The organism is Synechococcus sp. CCY 0621 (assembly GCF_019038465.1).
Lineage (GTDB): Bacteria > Cyanobacteriota > Cyanobacteriia > PCC-6307 > Cyanobiaceae > Cyanobium.
In genome coordinates, this window is the sequence record NZ_JAFKRH010000014.1 from 221,076 (window position 1) to 237,061 (window position 15,986).

A 15,986-nucleotide genomic window follows, 5' to 3' on the forward strand; every position below is an offset into this window, starting at 1 on the left:
TCTGTTGCTGATTCCCCCCCATGTCCGCTACCACCGACCAGATTCTCGAACAACTGAAAACCCTCTCGCTGCTTGAGGCTTCCGAGCTCGTCAAGCAGATCGAAGAGGCCTTCGGCGTCTCCGCCGCCGCTTCGGCTGGCGTCGTCATGGCCGCCGCCGCCCCCGGCGCCGCCGCCGAGGCGGTTGAGGAGCAGACCGAATTCGACGTCATCCTCGATGGCTTCGATCCGGCCGCCAAGATCAAGGTGCTGAAGGCCGTCCGCGAGGCCACCGGCCTCGGTCTGGGCGAAGCCAAGGCCCTTGTGGAAGCCGCTCCCAAGGCCGTCAAGGAAGGCATCTCCAAGAACGATGCCGAAGCTCTCAAGAAGAGCATCGAAGAAGTGGGTGGCAAGGTCTCCATCAAGTGACCGGCCACCGCCGGGCCTCCTGGCCCGGCGACCCCTTTCTTTCCATGCCGGCCTTTCGGGGCCGGCTTTTTGATGGTCGCGTCCGGTGACGGCTGGGCGCCCCCGGGCACGCGGAGTGCAACCCATAAAAAAGAGCCCCGCCGAAGGCAGGGCTCTGGAGATGGAACGATTCCGGGAGTCTGTCCTCGTTTCGACCCTGGAAGAGCGTCCTTCACTCCTCACCAGATCAGATTAAAGGAGGGGGAAGGCAGGTGGGGGGGTGAGGAGTCCGGTGATTCAACTGGTCCCGGACCAGGGCCCCAGACGGGATCGAGCGATGGGGTCAGAGACCCCCTCCATTGGCCTCGGTGTAGGGAATCACCTGGAGGGCGATCGCCCGACCGGAGCGGTCGGAGATCATGCTGTCGTCGCGCTGGTCGAGCAGCGGCGGGGTGGTGGCAAGGCCGGGGAGTTCGGCCCTGCCCGGGGAACGCCGGAACGTCTGGCCGCCGGCCCGGGCAATCAGTTGCTCCAGGGGGGTCGGACTGGCGAAGTAGAGGTGGGACAGGGACCTCTGCTCATAGGTGCGGCGTTTGAGATCCCAGCCGGGTTCGAGCGTGAGGGCGACGAAGCCGTCGCGGTCCCGCAGGGGAACCTCGGCCCTTCCCAGCACCAGGACGGCAGAACTTCTGGGCGAGACGGCCTGAAGCTCCAGACGGGAGCCCACCTGCTGCACCTGCAGGCGGTAGGTGGTGCCCATGTCCTGGTCGGCCACCCGCAGGGAATAGCCGTTGCTGTCGAGGTAGCGATTGCAGATGCCCGTGTAGTCGAACCGGTTCAGGGTTGGATCCACCAGCCCGTCCGGGCGGGCCTGCCAGCAGGAGGGCTGGGCGGCCAGCTGCTCCAGCACCAGGAGGGTCCAGTCGTTGTCGCCCACCGGCCTGGCCAGCACCGCGAAACGCTGGGGGTCCACCTCCGTGCTCTGGAACAGGCCGGCGGCCATGGCCAGCCTGGGCTGCACCATCGGCAGGCCGGCTCCGGCCAGGGCCAGGCCCGCCAGGGCCAGGTAGGTTCGCTGCATGGGAACACCTCCAGGGCCCGGGCGTTCTCCGGGAGAGAGGGTCTCATTCAAGCGATGCTGTCAAGGGGACTCCATGGGTGATCGTCCGGTGCGGGTAGTGTCTGCCGCCTGCGACGGGGCCTGCAGCGGCAACCCAGGCCCGGGGGGCTGGGGTGCCCTGCTGCGCTTTGAGAACGGCTCCCGGCGGGAGCTGGGGGGGGCGGCAGCGGCCACCACCAACAACCGCATGGAGCTCACCGCCGCCCTGGCGGTGCTGGAGGCTCTGCGGGACCTGCCGCGCCATCCCGATCTGGTGCTGCGCACCGATAGCCGCTACCTGATCGATGGTTTCGAGAAGTGGATGGCCGGCTGGAAGCGCAAAGGCTGGCGGACGGCCTCCGGTGGGGCTGTGCTCAACCGCGATCTCTGGGAACTGCTCGATGCCGCCAGGTTGCCTGGGCTTGCCCTGCGTCATGTGCGCGGCCACAGCGGCGATCCGGACAACGACCGCTGCGATGCCATTGCCGTTGCCTATTCCCGCGGTCAGACCCCGACCCTGGCGGTGGAAAGCCGATCCGGCGTCGCGGTTAAAGCGGTGCAGGAAGACGTGCCAGAAGCCGGGGCAGAGGAGGTGGCGGTTCCAGACGTTGTGGATCCGGCCCCCAGCTCGCTGCAGCAGTTGCTCTCCCGCATGGAGCTGGCCGATCGGCTTGCCGCAGGCGGCTACAGCCTGCGGGCCGTTGAGCTCGCCCGGCTGCTGGAGGTGCCCACCGCCACCCTGGAGAGGAAGGGCGATCCCTGGCTCTGGCGCGACTGGCTCGTGAGGCCCCTGGGCAACGGGAGCTGGCGCCTGGAGCGCGACACGGGAGGATTGGCCAGGCCGCAGTGAGGAGGTAGGAATGGCGCAGGAGCAATCGACCGGCGGCGGCCAGGTGGGAACCGGCGCCCTCTATGCCCGCTTCGTCGAGCCGCTGCTGCGCCGTGACGACGGTGCCGACGCCGAGCAGCTGAGTCGTCTGACGCTTCTGGCCCTGGGCCAGGCCTCCCTGCGACGCCGCTGGCCCTTGGTCAGTGGCAGCCTGGCTGGGCTGGGCGCGGAGCTGCAGCGGCGGGATCCGCGCCTGGAGCAGACGCTGTTCGGTTGTCGCTTCGCCAACCCGGTGGGACTGGCCGCGGGCTTTGATAAGAACGGGGTGGCGGCCGCGATCTGGCATCTGTTCGGTTTCGGCTTCGCCGAGCTGGGCACCATCACCTGGCAGCCCCAGCAGGGAAATCCCCGGCCGCGGTTGTTCCGGCTGGCTGAGGAGCGGGCCGCGCTCAACCGCATGGGCTTCAACAACGATGGGGCCAGGGGCGTGCGCCGGACCCTGGAGCGCCAGGGGCTGCCCCTGCCGGGGCAGCGGCCCGCCGTGCTCGGCATCAACCTCGGCAAATCGAAGGCGGTGTCGCTGGAGATGGCCCCCGACGATTACGCCGCTTCCCTGGAGCTGCTGGCACCGCTGGCCGACTACGCGGTGGTCAATGTGAGCTCACCCAACACCCCGGGGCTGCGGGACCTGCAGGAGGAGGCCCAGCTCAGGCGGCTGGTGGAGCGTCTGCGGCGGCTGCCGGCCTGTCCCCCCCTGCTGGTGAAGATTGCCCCTGATCTCGAAGATGACGCCATCGACACCATCGCCCGACTGGCCTACGAAGAGGGCCTGGCTGGCGTGATCGCCGTGAACACGTCGGTCCACCGACTTGGACTCGAAGGGCGCCGTTTGCAAGCCACGGGGCAGACCCTCGCCGAAGAAGCCGGAGGACTGAGCGGCCGGCCCCTGCGGCGGCGGGCGGTGGAGGTGTTGCGGCGGCTGCGGGCGACGGCAGGTCCTGCGTTGCCGCTGATCGGCGTGGGCGGCATCGACTCCGCCGAGGCCGCCTGGGAACGGATCAGTGCAGGAGCGTCCCTGATCCAGATCTACACGGGTTGGATTTACGAAGGCCCCGCACTTGTGCCATCGATTCTGGAGGGATTGAGCCACCAGCTCGATCGCCATGGCTGCAGGACGCTTTCTGAAGTTGTAGGTTCGGGGATGCCTTGGCGCTCATAATTCGGTAACTTTCGCAGGCATCGGATCGGAGTCTTGGTTTTTTCTGGCCTGATCGGCTTGAAGGATGATCTGAATGATCGTCTGCGTCCGATCCGAGCGCAGGTCCTTCCGCGACGGCTGCTGCTGGAGCTGCAGGACGAGGCCTTGATGGGACAGGTTTTGCGGGTCAATGGGCCAGAGCCGGTGAGCATCGATCTGCCATTGCCTCCGCTCACCTGCCTGGATGGCCAGCCCCTGGAGAAAGAACCCCTTGGTGACCTGATCGGCGATCTGATGGTGCGCGACGGTCTGCTGGATGCCGTCGTGCTCGCCTCCCTTCCCGAGGGGGCTGCCGAATGGCGCGTCATCGACTGGCCCCTGGAGGCGATCCCCGACGACCCCATCCAAGCGTTGCGGACGATCGATCCTCCCCTCAGTCTTGCCGTTCCCCTGTCCGAAGCGACCATCGATCTGCAGCCCCTGCCGGGTGCCAACCCCCGCATGCTTCTGGCCGTGGCGTCCAGGAAGCTGGTGGACGACTGGATCGAGGTGTTCAACCTGGCCGGAGTTCAGCTTGAGCGGCTGGCCCCGGCCCAGTCCTGTCGCTTGGCGGCTGTGAATGCGCTGCTGGAGCACGCGGCGGAGGATGTCCTGACGCTGCTGATCCATGCACTGCCTGGGGGAGGGCGGTTGCTGCTTCTGCGTCGCGCCGAGCCGGTCTTCGATTGGCCCCTGCCCGAGGAGGATGATCAGCTCGTTCGGGAGGTGACCCGCTGCGTGGCCTTCTATCGACGCCGCCATCCTTCCGTGCATCGGCTCCGGCTGCTGCTCAGCGCGCCGCTGGCCAGCCAGGACCATCTCCAGGACGCGCTTGGGGTACGCGCCGAACTGCTCACCACGCAGCCTTTTGGATCTCTGGTCCTGCAGGGGTTGGCGATGGTGGAGAGGGTCCGATGACAGCGCCTCTCGATCTGCTGCGGGAACGGCGCCAGGAGCTCGGCCAGGAGAGCATGATCACGGCCCTGCTGGATCGGCGTCCGCTGCTGATCAGGGGTGCCCTGATCGGAGCTGCTCTGCTGGTGATGGCGGTGGCTGGCACCGCCCTGGTGCTCCTCCGCTACATGGTGGTCAAGTCCCAGACCGCCCAGCTCACCCGTTTCGAAGTCGAAGCCACCCAGATGCAGGCCGAGATGGCGGCCAGCAAGGCAAAGCTTGACCAACTCACCACCACCACCCGCAGCCTGACTGAGGGCCTCACCACGCTGCGCACCTCCTCGGCCCTTCTGGCCGACCTGCAGCTGCGCATCCCTGAGGGCCTGCAGCTCCAGAGCGTGGAAGCGGAGGGGCAGAAACTGGTGCTCAAGGGTCAGGCCCTGGATCCCCTGGCCTTTGCCCGCATCAATGCGCTGCAGCTGGAGCTGGCCCGCTCGCCGCTGCTGGAGGGCAAAGGGGTGACGCTCGTCAAGCTGGAGAGGGTTCCTGCTGCCGCTCCCGTGGCCGGGAAGGCGGTGCAGGCGGCCCCCTCTGCGGTCCGTTTCGAACTCGTCGCTCCCTTTGCCAGCCTGCCGCCCGCCCGGCAGCTGATGGTGATGCGGCAGCTTGGCTCGGATGGCATGGTGCGCCGGCTCCAATTGCTCCAGGCGGAGGGCCTGATCCCATGACGAATCTTCAGCAAGGCTCTGCCAGGCTTCCGGTTGCCAGTCTGCGCCTGATCTGGCTGCTCCTGCCGGCGGGTGTGCTTGGCGGGCTGGGCCTGTTGGTGGTTCTCGCCGGCCTTCTGCCCCTCTGGGCCACGCTCCAGCGGGACAGCCAGCGCCTCCAGGAGCTGGAGCAACTGCGTGATCAGGTGACCCTGATGCGGGGGCAGCTGGTCGCCACCCAAGAGAACACCGAGGCGGCCTTGGTCAGCAAGTCCAAGATCGAACGGCTGATCACGGGCAACGGCGACCTCTCCACCTTCCTGGCCATGCTTGATCGGGAAGCCGACAATTCCGGCGTGCAGCTGACGCTTTACGAGCCCACCCAGGCCGTGCCCCCGGCCACGACACCGCCCGCCGCTGGCGCCCCTGCAGCCCCGGCCACCCCACCCGCAGGAGCAGCAGCCCCAGCCGCAGGCACCCCTGCCGCCCCAACCGATCCCCTGGCCTTGCAGGGTCTGTCCCAACGCACGCTGCTGGTGTCGGCGCGAGGGTCATTCCCTTCGCTGCTGGCCTTCCTGCGTCGTCTGGAGGCCCTCAACGTCCTCGTGGTGCAAAGCGATCTCAATCTCACCCTTTCCGATGACAAGCCTGCCAACGGCAAACCTCCCAACCCCACAACGGAGGTGGTGATGAAGCTCACCCTGGGTCTCTACAGCCGATCCCCGGCACCTTCGGCACCACCAGCGGCGGCACCTTCGGCTGCCCCAGCGGCTGCCCCAGCCCCGGCTCCAGCACCTCCTGCAACTTCCAACTGATCATGCCGATGCAACGGGATCTGGAAACTGGCCGTTTCTCACAATCGCCGATACCATTCGACCGATTCGGAGAGCGACGGAACGTGGCAAAACGTCAGTGGCGGCACGTTCTTACGGCATCGGTTGGTTTCGTGGTTCTGCAGCAGGGGGCAGGTCTTTCCGCTGGTGCCGCAGCCGCTGTGGCACCCGCAGCAGACGGAACGGCCGTCGCCCGTCTCTCCGACATCGCCCAGGCCGGCGGCTCTCTCGACATCAAGTTGCGGCGCTTGCCTGATTCCGTGGAGGTGGTGATCGAAGGGACCGGCCCTTCTCCTGTTCTCCAGCAGACCACCCAGGGAGCCACCTGGCTGGGCCGTTTGCAGACGGCCGTGCCGATGGCCCTGCGTCGCGGCCCTGTGCAGCTCTCCCTGCCCGAGGCCGGGCTCCAGAGCATCAGCTTCCAGGGTTCGGGCAATCTCTTCGAGCTGAAGATCTCCCCCACACCCGGCTTTCCCGTGGGGCGGCCCGTTGTCAGTGCCGACGGCCGCAGCCTGATCCTCACCTTCAACGCGCCGGCCCAGAGCACCCTCCAGACCCTGACCCCCAACGTCAACACCCCTGGCAGGGTTCCCCAGCCCGGTTTCATCCCCCCCCTCCAGCCGCGCGCCGTGGCCCCGCCGCTGGGCGACATGGCTGTGGGGACCATGACCATCAGCAATCCCAGTTATGTGAGCGTCAGCGGGCCACCGGTCACCATGACCCTGCGCAACGCCCCGGCCAAGGATGTGCTGATGGCCCTCAGCCAGCTCGGTGGCTACGGGTTCGTCTACGTCGATGAATCCAGCGCTCCCGGCGCATCCTCTGCCCCAGCTGCGGGAATGCGACCCATCTCGATCTCCTTCCGTCGTGAAAGCTATGGCCGGGCGATCAACTCGGCCCTGCTGGCCGCCGGATTGCAGGGCAAGCGTGACGGCAACACGATCTTCGCCGGCCCCAGGGTGCTGTCCAAGAGCTTCGGCGCCCAGCTCTCCAAGGTGTACCGGTTGAACCAGGTGCCGGCCAACTCCGCCGCCGACTATCTGGCCAACCTGGGGGCCCAGGTCACCAAGACCAACACCATCTCCACGGCCGTCTCTGAGGGCGTCGCCGCCACGGCCGCTCCAGTCGGCAGCCCCACGTCCTCCACGACCACCTCCAGCACGACCACCAGCGTGGAGTCCTACGGGGCCGCAACCGGTCCGCTGGTTGGCCTGCAAGCCACTACCGACACTCGGCTTTCCACCATCACCTTGGTTGGTGCGCCACGGCTGGTGACCATCGCTGAGCAGTATCTCAAGCAATTGGATCTGCGCCAGAGGCAGGTGGCCCTCTCGGTGAAGATTCTGGATGTGAATCTAGAGAATGACTTTGAGGTGGCCAATAGTTTCGCCTTCCGGTGGGGCAATAACTTTATCGTCAATGATAATGGTTCGCTGGCTGCAAACTTTGGATCCCTCCTTGGTGGTAGTTCGCCGAATGTCGGGAATCAGGTTCCTGCAGTGATCCCATTTCAGGGGTTTAATGGGACCCCCAACCCTGGTGTGAATTATCCGATTAATAACTTCTTTGACTTTGTCCAGGCTCAGATCCTTTCTCGCAATAGTAAGCTTCTTGCCAGTCCTACGCTTATTCTGCAAGAGAATCCCTCGGTTCTTCGAGAGGCTGGTACTGGATCGACCAGCTCCGCCAGCGGTGACTCTGGGGCTACTGGGGGCCTGGATCAATACACGATTGACTCACCTATTGGTCGAAGAAGGGCGAATGAGGCCGTGGTGCGTGTGGGCACCAATGTCATTACGGAATTTGAGACCAATTCATCTGCCGGTACTGGGGCGACGAGCAATGTCATCACCTGTACGCCAACCTTGTCCACGGCCGGTTTGGTGTTGGGCGCGCGAGTCGAAAAGATTGATGACAATGGATTTGTTACATTTACGCTGTCCCCCCAGTATATCTGCAGTCACTGATCGCCTGCCTGTAACGGGCTGCGGCGACATTGAGATTTTAAGTATCCGACGCCTTGATACTGGATCCCTGCGGGTTAGGGACGGTCAAACCCTGATCCTCACCGGGGTGATTTCCGATTTCGACCGGTCCGTGGTCACCAAATGGCCGATTCTGGGAGATATTCCCCTGATTGGTCAGTTCTTCCGTGCCACGAACAACAGTCGTGAGAAACGCGAACTGGTGATCATGGTGACACCGCGCATCATCAACGACACCGAGGGTGGCACCTACGGCTATGGCTACCAGCCATCAACGCCGGCCTCCCGTGCCTTCCTCGGTGGTGGCCCCCAGCCCTCCATGGCTCCCTGACCAGGAAAGCCCCTGATCAGAAGGCGAGGGGCAGCAGGAATTTCATGGCCAATGGAGCGATGGTCGAGGCAAACCCGGCGGCGCCGCTGAGCAATTGTCCTCCCATTCCGCTTTCCTGCTTCGCTTTCTTTCCAGGCTTTGTGAGGCTGGCAGCGACCTCAGTCAGTTGCTTCGCCTGTGCCTCCTCACCGGCCTGGCCGTAAAGGACAGCCGCGTAGTTGATGTCCTGGGCGGCCAGATCCGTCTTGCCTTGCTCCGTGCGGCTCAGGCCCCGGGCCACCCAGCTGATGGCCGCTTCCGGCTGCAGCCGGATCGCCTCGGAAAACAGTTGCTCCGCCTGGGGATGGCGGCCCTCCAGGGCGGCGGTGACGCCGGCGTTGTGCAGCTCGGGATAGCTCAACACCGCAGGTCCCACACCCCGGGCGTCCTGCCAGTGGCTGCGGGCGAGACCGCCGGGATCGAGCTGGGCGCCGCTCAGATCGCTCTGGCGCAGGTCGGTGCCCTCCAGATTGGCCCCCCGCAGATCGGCACCCCGCAGGGAGGCTCCCTGGAGACTGGTGAAGCGCAAGTCGGCCCCTTCCAGGCGGGCCCCATCCAGCCGTGCCTGGCCCAGGTTGGCGCGCTGGAGCTTGGCGCCCCGCAGATCCGCATCCCGCAGGTCGGCATGGACCAGGTCGGCGTCCTGGAGTTTGCAGCGGGGGCAGTTGCGCTGATTCAGCAGACGGATCAGATCGCCATCACTGCTCGCACGCACGGCCACGGGCATCAGCAGGGCCAGAGACGCCGAGCTTGCGAACAGCAGGGCCCGGATGTGGCTCCGGGCGAACCCGTGCACGCTGGTCATGGTCGCCCGTTCAGCGGTCCCCCCGTTGTACCGCTTCCTCAGGCATGTTGCCGGCCCGCAGGGAACGGCGCAGGGTCCGTCCCAGCCGTTGGGTCTCGCGCCATCCCGTCCGGCTGGGGGTGCTGGCGAAGCGCTGCCGCTGGTAGTGCCCGACGTAGGCGTTGAGGGGAGCGCTCAGGACGGGCCATCGCTGCGTCAGCCGCTGGGCGAAGACGGCAAGGGTTTCCCCCGCCTGGGGCGCCATGCCGTGCCTGGCGAAGGCCCTCAGGGTGTGCTCCAGCTCCAGGCGCAGAGGATCACCCCGGCGGCGGCGGCCCAGCCAGCCCAGCCCCCCCAGGCTGGCGGCCAGGCTGATGGCCACCGCCAGCAACACCACCAGCCCCAGCAGGTGGCGCTGGTCACCCAGCAGCCGACGCACCAGGGCCTGCTGCTGCTCGCTGTCGTACCCCAGCCACCAACGGGCCCAGGCGATGTCGAGGCTCCACCATTGCTGCTGGAGCCAGTCCCAGGGGGTGGCGCTGCCGGGTGTGTCGCCGCTGGTCACGGCGCGCGCCATGGGGTCCCCAGCGGCCCAGGCGGTGGGATCGACCCGCTGCCAGCCTTCCCCCTGCAGCCACACCTCGCTCCAGGCATGGGCATCGGCCTGGCGCAGGTCCACGTAGCCGTTGCCCCCCACCGGTTGGACCCACTGGCCACCCCGGTAGCCGCTCACCACCCGGGCCGGCACCCCGGCCGCTCGCATCAGGGTGGTGAAGGCGCTGGCGTAGTGGCCGCAGAAGCCGAGCCTGGACTCGAACAGGAAGTGGTCGAGGGGCGCCTGGCTGGGCAGGGCCCCGGGCTCGAGCGTGTAACGGAATGGCTGACTGCGGAACCAGCTCCCGGCGGCGTTCAGCCGTTCCCGGTCGCTGCCCAGGCGTTCCCATGAGGCGGCCAGCGCTTCCAGCTGGGGGTTGTCGCCCCGGGGCAGGACCAGATCGATGGGCCCGGGTGGTTCGGTGCGCCAGTCAGCCTGATCCGCCGTCCGGGTGAGGGCGTAGACGCGCCGCTGGCTGCCCGGTGCCCGGTTCAGCAGTTCGCCGCTGCGTTGCAGGGTCAGGTCGGCCGAGAGCGGCCGTCCGGCGCCGCTCCAGGGGACCGCGGACAGGCCGCTGGGTTCAACCAGCCACAGCTGAAGGCCTTCCCCCGGGGCAGCGGGCGGCGGCGCCGGCGGGGCGGGCTGGCCGGCCGCAGGCCTGGGGAACGGCGGGGCGCTGCTGCGCCAGCGGCGGCCATCAAAGCGGTCATGCACCAAAACCCGCCAGTAACGCTGCTCCAGGGGGGGTGGCCCGCCACCGAGGGGGAAGGCGACGCGGGCGGCGGCCTGGCGGCTGACGGCGAGCCTGGCGATGGAGCCCGGCTCCATGCTGTCGCTCAGGCCGGTCATCGCCCCCATGCCCTGGCCCGTGCCGAAGTTGCTGAAGGGCATCAGCCGGGGTAGCAGCAGGAACAGCACCAGGGCGATCGGCAGCGCCGCCAGCAGCACCTGCAGGCTGCGGCGCATCAGGGCTTTCCAGTCGGGCCCCGCCCCCAGTTCCAGGGCCAGCAGCCCGGCCAGGGCCATCAGGATGGCCAGGCCCTGCAGCAGGCTCGGTGCCAGTTCGGGGCGCAGGGCCGCCAGCAGACCGGCGCAGACCAGCTGCAGCAGCGCCACCACCCGGCGTTCCTCGAGGCTGCGGGCCTCGCGCAGCTTCAGGGCCGTCAGCACCGCCAGACCGAAGGCCAGCAGGCTCAGGGACAGGGCCGGCGAGAGGCCCAGCAGCCCCACCGCCAGCAACCCCATGGTCAGCCACTGCAGGGGGGCGGCGGCGCGGCTCATCGGCAGCAGGCCAGGGCCGCCAGGCACCGGTCCCGGTGGAGAACCCCCCGGCCGGGCGCGACGGTCTGGCCGTTCAGGACCAGGCCGTAGCTGAGGCCCCGTCCGTGCCAGCTCCAGATGCGCTCACTGAGGTGTTCGAGCGCCGCCTCCAGGGGCACCCCGGGTTCCGGGGCCAGCAGGGGGGCCGCTTCGGGGTGATCCAGGAAGCGCTTGGCGTACTCGCCCCGCCCCTGGGCCAGCAGCTTCCAGGCCAGTCGGCTGGGGCTGTCCTGGGGGCGATGGGGGGCCAGGTCACGCCAGTCGTCGCTGCCGTCCTGGCGGCTGGCCAGGGCCGGCTCGCCGACCACCGGTGCCGACCCGGCGGCCAGCCGCCGCACCGGTCCGGCCCGCCGGGCCGGGTAGATCAGCTGGGCCGCCTCTGGGTACCAGCGCGACCAGCAGCAGAACAGCCCCAGGGGCGCCGTGGTCTGGATCCGCAGCAGTCCGGGTCGTTGCCAGCCCCGGCCCGGGGGGGTCCAGGTCACGGTGAGCGCATGCTCCCCCGCCGCCAGCGACAGCGGCCCACCCGCCGCCTCCCCCGCCAGCCGCAGCCGCACCCCTTCGCTGCGGCCGGGGCAGCGCAGCTGGATCGGATAGGCGACCGGGGTCCCGGCGAAACCCGGTGCCGGTTCGCCGCAGCCCAGCTCCACACCCTGCAGGTTGAAGTGGGTGAGGTGCAGGGTGAGCAGGAACAGGCTGAGCATCAGGAAGCTCAGCAACAACGTGCCGTTGCTCTGCATCTGGACGCCGACCACCTGCAGCAGCACCGTGCCCGCCAGCCAGAGCCAGCCGAACCGCGTCGGCAGGATGTACAGGTTGCGCATCCGCAGGCGCACCCGCTCCCCCTGCTGGGGCCTACCGAAGTCCATCGACACCCGCCTGGAGCCGCTGGCTCAGGTCCCCGTCGCTCCCCCCGCGCTGGCCGCCGTCCATGCGGTGCTCGCAGACGGCGGCCAGCACGGACTGGACGTCGTCTGGAATCACATGGTCCCGGCCCTCCAGCAGCGACCAGGCGCGGGCGGCGGCCACCAGGGCCAGACCGGCCCGGGGGGAGAGCGGATGGCCCTGGGCGGGCTGGTGACGGCTGCGGTCCAGCAGGTCGAGCACGTAGTCGAGCAGGGCGGCGCTGCAGTGCTGCTGGTCACAGCGTGTCTGCAGCTCCAGCAGATCCTCGGGCCCGAAGGCGCTGCTGAGGCCATCGGGCCGCAGGCCCTCGCCCTGCAGCAGGGCCCGTTCCGCCTGGCGGGGGGGGTAGCCCAGGCTGAGGCGCATCAGGAAACGGTCCAGCTGGGATTCCGGCAGGGCCGAGGTGCCCCCCTGGTCGAGGCCGTTCTGGGTGGCGATCACCAGAAAGGGCCGGGGCAGGGGATGGCTGGTGCCGTCCACGCTCACCCTGCCGGCGGCCATCGCCTCCAGCAGCGCGCTCTGGGTGCGCGGGCTGGCCCGGTTGATCTCGTCGGCGAGCAGCACCTGGCTGAACAGGGGACCGGGCTGAAAGTGAAAGCTGGCGGCGCCAGGGTCGAACACGTTGAGGCCGGTCAGATCGGCGGGCAGCAGGTCGCTGGTGAAGCTCACCCGCTTGAAGCCGAGCCCGAAGCTGCGGGCCAGGGCCTCGGCCAGGGTGGTCTTGCCCATGCCGGGCAGGTCTTCGATCAACAGGTGGCCGCGGGCCAGCAGGCAGGCCAGGGCCAGGCGCACCTCGTGTTCCTTGCCCAGCAACACCGCACCGATCGCGCTGATCACCGGGTGAAGGGGGGAAGGGGGCACGGGGCTGGTGCGGTCACCGGTGGTCCACCCATTGCAGCAGCCCCGCCACGCTTCTGTGTTACAACCGCCTGAATGTTCCCTGGAGTCGGTGCCAGCTCACCACCCGGTGACGGGGCTTCCTGATCCGCCGCAACCCCATGGCGGCAACCTCCAGGCGGCCGCCAGACGCCTCGGCTGTCGTCCGGATCAGCTGCTGGACGCCAGCGCCTCCCTGGTGCCCTTCGGCCCGCCACCGCGGCTGCGGCGCCTGCTGCACCGCGCACTCGACACCGACCTGCGCGACTATCCAGACCGGGACTACGGGGCCCTGGCCGGTGCCATCGCCGCCTGGCACGGGCTCGATCCGGCCATGGTGCTGCCCGGCAACGGGGCCGCCGAACTGTTCACCTGGGCGGCGCGGGACGCCGCCGCCTGCGGCCCCAGCCTGCTGCCGGCGCCGGGGTTCGGCGACTACCGCCGGGCCCTGGACTGCTGGGGCGGTGTGTGGCGGACCCTGCCGCTGCCACTGGACTGGCGCGGAGCCGGTCCCACCGACTGGCCCCTGGCAGAGGCCACCACCGCCACGGCCGTTGCGACAGACCGCCCGGCCGTGGTGTGGCTCACCAATCCCCACAACCCCACCGGCCAGCTCTGGAGCCGGGCCTCGCTGCAGCCCCTGCTGGAGCGGTTCGCCCTGGTGATCGTCGATGAGGCGTTTCTGCCGCTGGTGCCCGCCGGCGAGGACCAGTCGCTGGTGCCGTTGCTGCCGGCCCACCCCAACCTGGTGGTGATCCGCAGCCTCACCAAGCTGTTCTCGATCGCCGGCCTGCGGCTCGGCTACGCCCTGGGCGGCGCCGAGCGGCTGGCCCGCTGGGCCGCCTGGCGCGACCCCTGGCCCGTCAACGCTCTGGCGGCGGCGGCGGGCCAGTTCCTGATGGCCGATCAGGCTGGACTGCGGCGCTGGCAGCGGCGGGTGCAGTGCTGGGTGGCCCGCGAGGGCCCCTGGCTGACGGGCCGGCTGGCGGCGATGCCCGGACTGGAGCCCCTGCCCTCGGCGGCCAATTACCTGCTGGTGCGCAGCCGCCCGCCGGCCGCCTCGCTCCAGCCGCTGCGGCTGGCGCTGGAACGCCAGCACCGGATCCTGGTGCGCGACTGCCGCTCCTTCGAGGGCCTGGGCGAAAGCTGGCTGCGGATCGCGGTGCAGAGCAGGGCCGGCAACCGCCGACTCCTGGGGGCCCTGCGGCGCTTCAACCGCGCCCCCTGACCTGCTCCAGCACCTGCACCAGCCGCCGGTCGGCGTCCCGCACCGCCAGGGCCTCCATGCCGTCCCGCATCGGCTCCAGAGGATCGGCTCCTGTGGCGGAGCCGCGCAGGCGCGGTCCCAGCAGCCGCCACACGGTCCGCTCCAGGGCAGGCTCGCCGGGCTCGTGCTGCCAGACGATCACCGCGGCGCCCAGGCTGGCGGCGGCGGCGGCATTGGCGTCCTGATGCCGGTCGGCGGCCGCCGGGAAGGGCACCAGGATCGCCGGGGTGCCGCAGACGGCCAGTTCGCTGAGGCTGCCGGCGCCGGCCCGGCTGATGGCCAGGTCGCAATGCTGCAGCAGCCCCGGCAGCTCATCGCTGAAGGCCCGCTCCGCCACCCCGTCGAGGCGCAGCGTTCCGGCTTCGGGGTCCTGGCTGCCGGTGAGGTGAACGATGCGACAGCCGCTGGCCGCCAGCTGCGGCAGCAGGGGCCGCACCATGCGGTTGAGGCGCAGGGCCCCCTGGCTGCCCCCCATCACCAGCAGCAGGGGCCCGTCGCCCCCTGGCACCCACTCGGGCAGGGGAGTGGGACGAAGGAAGTCCCGTCGTACCGGGGTGCCGCACACCAGAGGACGGCAGCGGGGCAGCCGCTCGGCCGCCTGGGGAAGCCCCACCGCCACCCGTGTGCACAGGGGGCCCAGCAACCGGGTCACCCGCCCGGGGATGGCGTTGCTCTCGTGCAGCACCACCGGAACCCCGCACCAGCGGGCGGCCAGGATCGCCGGTGCGGCGATGTACCCCCCGCTGCTGAACACCACGCTCACCCCCTCCCGCCGGATCAGGCGCCGCATCGGCAGCACCGCCAGCAGCAGCTGCAGCAGGTTCCAGAGCTTTCGCAGCCCCCGGCCCTGCAGTCCGCCGGCCCGCACCATGTGGAGCGGGTAGCGGCTGGGGACCAGGTCGGTCTCCAGCCGGTTCGGTACCCCCACCCAGTGCACCTGCCAGTCGGCGGACAGGGCTTCAGCCACCGCCAGGGCGGGGAACAGGTGGCCACCCGTGCCGCTGGCGGCGATCAGCAGGGTCGGCATGGGCGGGTGGGGCGAGCGCGCCTAACTTAAAAGCCGATTCCGGTCCGCTCACCGCCGCCCCGGTTCCCTCCCTCTCCATGGCTCCGTCCTGCCCGCTGAACGCCCCCCTGCCTTCGGTCCGGTCGCCCCAGCTGTTCGGCACCCTCCTGGCGACCGTGGTGCTGGCCGGCGCCGGCGTCGCCCCCGCCCTGGCGGTTCCGCCTTCGCCCGCCCAGCTGCAGGCCCTCGAGAGTGCCCTCAACAGCAGCTCCGACACGGCCCTGGCTGGCCTGCTGCAGGCGGGCCCCGGGCTGGATCCCGCCCTGCTGGAGAGCCGCCGGCGCCTGTTGAGGCAGCAGTTTCCCGATGCCCGCTGGCAGCTGAGCAGCGGCGCCCAGATGCGCGATGGCCAACCCACGGTGACCCTCCGGGTGGATGGCACCCGGCGCCAGGGCGGCACCACCTACCGGCTGGAGGCGGAGCAACAGCTGGCCCTGCAGAGCGACGGCACCCGCATCAACGGCCAGACGGTGCTGCGGGAACGGTCGCTGCTGCGCAGCGGTGACAAGCCCCTGCCGGTGAGCCTGCTGATCCCCGACGCGGTGCTGACCGGCCAGCGCTACGACGTCGACGTGATCTTCGACGATCCCCTCGACGGTGCCCTCTCCGCTGGGGGCATCGCCGCGATCACCCCCCAGCAGCAGGCCACCATGGCCAGCCCGAGCATGGAGCTCGGGGCCCTCGGGGGCGGCGGACTGTTCAAGATCGTGCAGGCGCCCCTGTCCCCCGGTTCCCAGACCTGGGCCGTCCTGCTGGTGCACCCCGACGGCATCGTCAGCGCCACCAAGCGGGTGCGCGTTGTCGCCGACCGCAAATCGCTCGAGCCCTGAAC

Annotated in this window: 16 protein-coding genes; 10 read left to right on the forward strand and 6 right to left on the reverse strand. The window is 69.2% G+C overall.

The genetic code is table 11. The annotated features are described in order from the left end of the window. Positions 1 to 20 precede the first annotated feature (20 nt). Positions 21 to 407, forward strand: coding sequence for a 50S ribosomal protein L7/L12 (rplL, locus tag KUG43_RS04915; RefSeq protein WP_216906680.1), 387 nt, complete (start codon positions 21 to 23; stop codon positions 405 to 407). A 322-nt stretch (positions 408 to 729) separates the two neighbouring features. Here the strand turns inward: rplL and KUG43_RS04920 are convergent, their stop codons facing one another. Next, entirely contained in the window at positions 730 to 1,467 is a 738-nt protein-coding gene (locus tag KUG43_RS04920; protein ID WP_216906682.1) for a DUF3747 domain-containing protein, read from the reverse strand. Between the two features lie 73 nt (positions 1,468 to 1,540). On the opposite strand from KUG43_RS04920, the gene KUG43_RS04925 reads away from it, so the two are divergent. The 7 genes from KUG43_RS04925 to KUG43_RS16905 all read left to right on the forward strand — a co-directional run bounded on the left by KUG43_RS04925 (position 1,541) and on the right by KUG43_RS16905 (position 8,301). Then, the gene (locus KUG43_RS04925; RefSeq protein WP_216906683.1) at positions 1,541 to 2,335 is read left to right on the forward strand and encodes a ribonuclease H family protein; all 795 of its coding nucleotides are present in this window, start codon (positions 1,541 to 1,543) and stop codon (positions 2,333 to 2,335) included. A gap of 10 nt (positions 2,336 to 2,345) precedes the next feature. Continuing rightward, positions 2,346 to 3,533, forward strand: a complete 1,188-nt coding sequence (locus KUG43_RS04930; protein ID WP_216906685.1) for a quinone-dependent dihydroorotate dehydrogenase — start codon at positions 2,346 to 2,348, stop codon at positions 3,531 to 3,533. Between the two features lie 57 nt (positions 3,534 to 3,590). Continuing rightward, positions 3,591 to 4,469, forward strand: a complete 879-nt coding sequence (locus tag KUG43_RS04935; protein WP_216906687.1) for a type IV pilus biogenesis protein PilM — start codon at positions 3,591 to 3,593, stop codon at positions 4,467 to 4,469. Continuing rightward, positions 4,466 to 5,173, forward strand: a complete 708-nt coding sequence (locus tag KUG43_RS04940; RefSeq protein WP_216906689.1) for a PilN domain-containing protein — start codon at positions 4,466 to 4,468, stop codon at positions 5,171 to 5,173. The genes KUG43_RS04935 and KUG43_RS04940 overlap by 4 nt, the downstream gene beginning before the upstream one ends. Next, positions 5,170 to 5,967 (forward strand): hypothetical protein, encoded by a 798-nt coding sequence (locus KUG43_RS04945; RefSeq protein ID WP_216906691.1) that lies wholly within the window; start codon positions 5,170 to 5,172, stop codon positions 5,965 to 5,967. Before KUG43_RS04940 ends, KUG43_RS04945 begins: the two co-directional genes overlap by 4 nt. 83 nt (positions 5,968 to 6,050) lie before the next feature. Continuing rightward, positions 6,051 to 7,952 carry a general secretion pathway protein D gene (locus KUG43_RS04950; protein WP_286194391.1) on the forward strand — a complete coding sequence of 634 codons (1,902 nt, stop codon included), beginning with the start codon at positions 6,051 to 6,053 and terminating at the stop codon, positions 7,950 to 7,952. Further along, on the forward strand, positions 7,903 to 8,301 hold the full coding sequence (locus KUG43_RS16905) for a type II secretion system protein GspD (protein ID WP_286194411.1): 399 nt from the start codon (positions 7,903 to 7,905) through the stop codon (positions 8,299 to 8,301). Before KUG43_RS04950 ends, KUG43_RS16905 begins: the two co-directional genes overlap by 50 nt. A 16-nt stretch (positions 8,302 to 8,317) precedes the next feature. Here KUG43_RS16905 and KUG43_RS04955 read toward each other — a convergent pair whose 3' ends face one another. The 4 genes from KUG43_RS04955 to KUG43_RS04970 are packed head-to-tail and all read right to left on the reverse strand — an operon-like array spanning position 8,318 to position 12,806. Continuing rightward, positions 8,318 to 9,145 carry a pentapeptide repeat-containing protein gene (locus KUG43_RS04955; protein ID WP_216906693.1) on the reverse strand — a complete coding sequence of 276 codons (828 nt, stop codon included), beginning with the start codon at positions 9,143 to 9,145 and terminating at the stop codon, positions 8,318 to 8,320. Positions 9,146 to 9,155: 10 nt separating this feature from the next. After that, a complete protein-coding gene (locus KUG43_RS04960; protein ID WP_216906695.1) occupies positions 9,156 to 11,000 on the reverse strand; it encodes a transglutaminase TgpA family protein in 1,845 nt (614 codons plus the stop codon). Continuing rightward, complete coding sequence (locus KUG43_RS04965) at positions 10,997 to 11,908, reverse strand: DUF58 domain-containing protein (RefSeq protein WP_216906696.1); 912 nt, start codon at positions 11,906 to 11,908, stop codon at positions 10,997 to 10,999. Before KUG43_RS04965 ends, KUG43_RS04960 begins: the two co-directional genes overlap by 4 nt. After that, on the reverse strand, positions 11,895 to 12,806 hold the full coding sequence (locus KUG43_RS04970; protein ID WP_216906698.1) for an AAA family ATPase: 912 nt from the start codon (positions 12,804 to 12,806) through the stop codon (positions 11,895 to 11,897). Before KUG43_RS04970 ends, KUG43_RS04965 begins: the two co-directional genes overlap by 14 nt. A gap of 106 nt (positions 12,807 to 12,912) precedes the next feature. Here KUG43_RS04970 and KUG43_RS04975 point away from each other — a divergent pair, with 106 nt between their 5' ends. Beyond that, on the forward strand, positions 12,913 to 14,049 hold the full coding sequence (locus KUG43_RS04975) for a pyridoxal phosphate-dependent aminotransferase (RefSeq protein ID WP_216906702.1): 1,137 nt from the start codon (positions 12,913 to 12,915) through the stop codon (positions 14,047 to 14,049). Here the strand turns inward: KUG43_RS04975 and KUG43_RS04980 are convergent. Beyond that, on the reverse strand, positions 14,033 to 15,115 hold the full coding sequence (locus KUG43_RS04980) for a UDP-N-acetylglucosamine--N-acetylmuramyl-(pentapeptide) pyrophosphoryl-undecaprenol N-acetylglucosamine transferase (protein ID WP_216906704.1): 1,083 nt from the start codon (positions 15,113 to 15,115) through the stop codon (positions 14,033 to 14,035). The two genes, KUG43_RS04975 and KUG43_RS04980, sit on opposite strands and share 17 nt — an antisense overlap. Positions 15,116 to 15,192: 77 nt before the next feature. Between KUG43_RS04980 and KUG43_RS04985 the strand changes: the two genes are divergently transcribed. Next, positions 15,193 to 15,984 (forward strand): DUF8623 domain-containing protein, encoded by a 792-nt coding sequence (locus KUG43_RS04985; protein ID WP_216906706.1) that lies wholly within the window; start codon positions 15,193 to 15,195, stop codon positions 15,982 to 15,984. Positions 15,985 to 15,986: the final 2 nt, after the last annotated feature.